Below are 1,927 nucleotides of genomic sequence, written 5' to 3' on the forward strand. Positions count from 1 at the left end.
GTATAGATCAACCCCCCTCAAAGCCTGGAAGCTACCGTAGTGCACAGAGACCCCCTTGAGCTCCACCGAGAGCCCCACGACACGGGTCAAAAACACAGTTTATAAAACTGACCCCATATTACAAACAACGACGTACATACCCGAAAACACGAGATAGATAATGTTATAAAAGGGCCACAACTAGAAAAATCAATGAATTGGGGAAGACTACTATTAGTAATAGGTTCACTACAATTTATAATATCTATGCTCGCCGCGGAGCAGATATACCCAGGCTACTCCCCACTCCACAACTACATAAGCGACCTAGGCGCCCTGAATGCCCCCACGGCGCCTCTCTTCAACACAAGCGTCTTTCTGCTAGGCCTCCTCGGCCTCGCCGCCGCGGCGCTGCTCAGGCGGGAAATCGGCAGAGCCGCCGCGGCCCTCCTAGCCCTGGCCTCCATCGGCGCCATGGGCGTAGGCATATTCCCAGAAGACTACGGAACTCCCCACGGAGTATCCGCCCTTGTGGCATTCCTATTCGGAGCCCTCGCCGTAATCTCCATGGCCCTAAAAACCCGAGGCCTCCTCAAGCCGCTCGGCGTGGCCCTGGGCGCCCTCTCCCTGGCGGCCCTGGCCCTGTTCATCCCCCGCGTCCAGACCCCCCTAGGCGTCGGCGGGGTGGAGAGGCTAATCGCCTACCCAGTACTTATATACTTCGTAGCATACGGCTTAGGTGCCCCCAAGACTAGTTAAGGTAGTAGCCGCCATCCCCACCGGGCACCGCCACCTGAGAATAATCCTCTTTTTCGACGACGGCACCCAGATCCTCTTAACCGAGGCCCTCGCCGCCGGCATCGCCAGGGCCTACATCGATGTGGTGGCCCACCCCACCAGGCGGGGCGTGGTGCTCTGCGTCAAGGAGGTAGAGGGCAAGCCGGGGTACGCCAAGACTCAGCTGGTGGAGTGCGGCGGCGAGGAAGAGGCCGTCGCCGAGGTGGACGCCGCCTTACAAAGCCCCGGGTCTGCAAAAAGCCAGCCTCCTTGACGCGGCTCTCCTCACCTCCTCCGGATTGGCAGAGCCCAGAGCCGGCCTCCTAAGCGCCTCCTCCACCGGGAGGAGAGCCGCCTCCCCCCTCTTAATGGCCTCGGCCAGCTCGAAGTAGGCGGTCCTAAACGGCTTGCCCGCGAGGGAGGCCCTCTCGGCGGTGTCAGCCGACGTCGTGAAGAACTTCTCGGCGTCGGCCCTGGCCCTCCCGCAGTTAAACCCCATCTTCTCCACAAAGTCCCGGAGCACCTCCACGCCCTCCACGGCGATGTCTAGCACAGCCCAGAGGTGGCGGGTCGCCTCCTGGAGGTCCAGGCTGTAGCCGAGGCCCACCTTCATAACCACGGCCCCCAGCGCCGTGTAGTGCCCAAGAGCCTCGCCGGCCCTCGCCCTCAACACCTCAAGAGTCACCGGATTACGCTTGTGAGGCATAATGCTACTAGTCGAGACGTGCTCCCCCGGCGCCTCCACGTAGCCAAACTCCGGGCTGTTCCACCGGATGAAGTCGTCCACCACGCGTGACAGCTCCGCCAAGAAGGAGGCCACCACCCCCGCCAGGGCCAGGGCGAAGAACCGCCCCCCCGAGGCGTAGAGCGTGTTCTCCACCACCTCCACAAACCCAGCCAGCTCCCCCAGCCTCCTCCTGTCGACGGGGGTCTGCACGCCGCCCGCTGGCCCCGCCCCCAAGGGGGAACGCAAGAGGAGCCTCTCAACCCCCGAGAGGGCGTGGAGGAACTCGGCCAGAAGCTCGTCCACAGCCAGGAGGTAGTGGCCGAAGGTGACCACCTGCGCCGGCTGGAAGTGGGTGAAGCTAGGCATGGCGCAGTCAGCGTACTGGAGAGCCCTCTCCGCGAGGACGCAGCGGAGCCTCCTCACCCCCTCCCTAAGCGCGCCGAC

At 63.1% G+C, this 1,927-nt stretch carries 3 protein-coding genes; 2 read left to right on the top strand and 1 reads right to left on the bottom strand.

The window, feature by feature from the left end:
* Positions 1–192: 192 nt before the first annotated feature.
* Both ACP5J3_RS13885 and ACP5J3_RS13890 read left to right on the top strand, forming a co-directional pair.
* Positions 193–738: a DUF998 domain-containing protein gene (locus ACP5J3_RS13885; RefSeq protein ID WP_428496227.1), complete on the top strand. Its 546-nt coding sequence runs from the start codon at positions 193–195 to the stop codon at positions 736–738.
* Entirely contained in the window at positions 719–1,030 is a 312-nt protein-coding gene (locus ACP5J3_RS13890) for a hypothetical protein (protein ID WP_014288869.1), read from the top strand. Before ACP5J3_RS13885 ends, ACP5J3_RS13890 begins: the two co-directional genes overlap by 20 nt.
* Here ACP5J3_RS13890 and ACP5J3_RS13895 read toward each other — a convergent pair.
* Positions 992–1,927: lyase family protein (locus tag ACP5J3_RS13895; protein WP_428496228.1), on the bottom strand; the 936-nt coding region annotated here is incomplete at its 5' end. The two genes, ACP5J3_RS13890 and ACP5J3_RS13895, sit on opposite strands and share 39 nt — an antisense overlap.

This window comes from Pyrobaculum sp., from assembly GCF_049971835.1.
In the GTDB taxonomy this organism is placed as follows: domain Archaea; phylum Thermoproteota; class Thermoprotei; order Thermoproteales; family Thermoproteaceae; genus Pyrobaculum.

Excerpts from the sequence above, each read along its gene's own strand:
- ACP5J3_RS13885 (WP_428496227.1), top strand. The coding sequence starts at position 193 with ATGAATTGGGGAAGACTACTATTAGTAATAGGTTCACTACAATTTATA.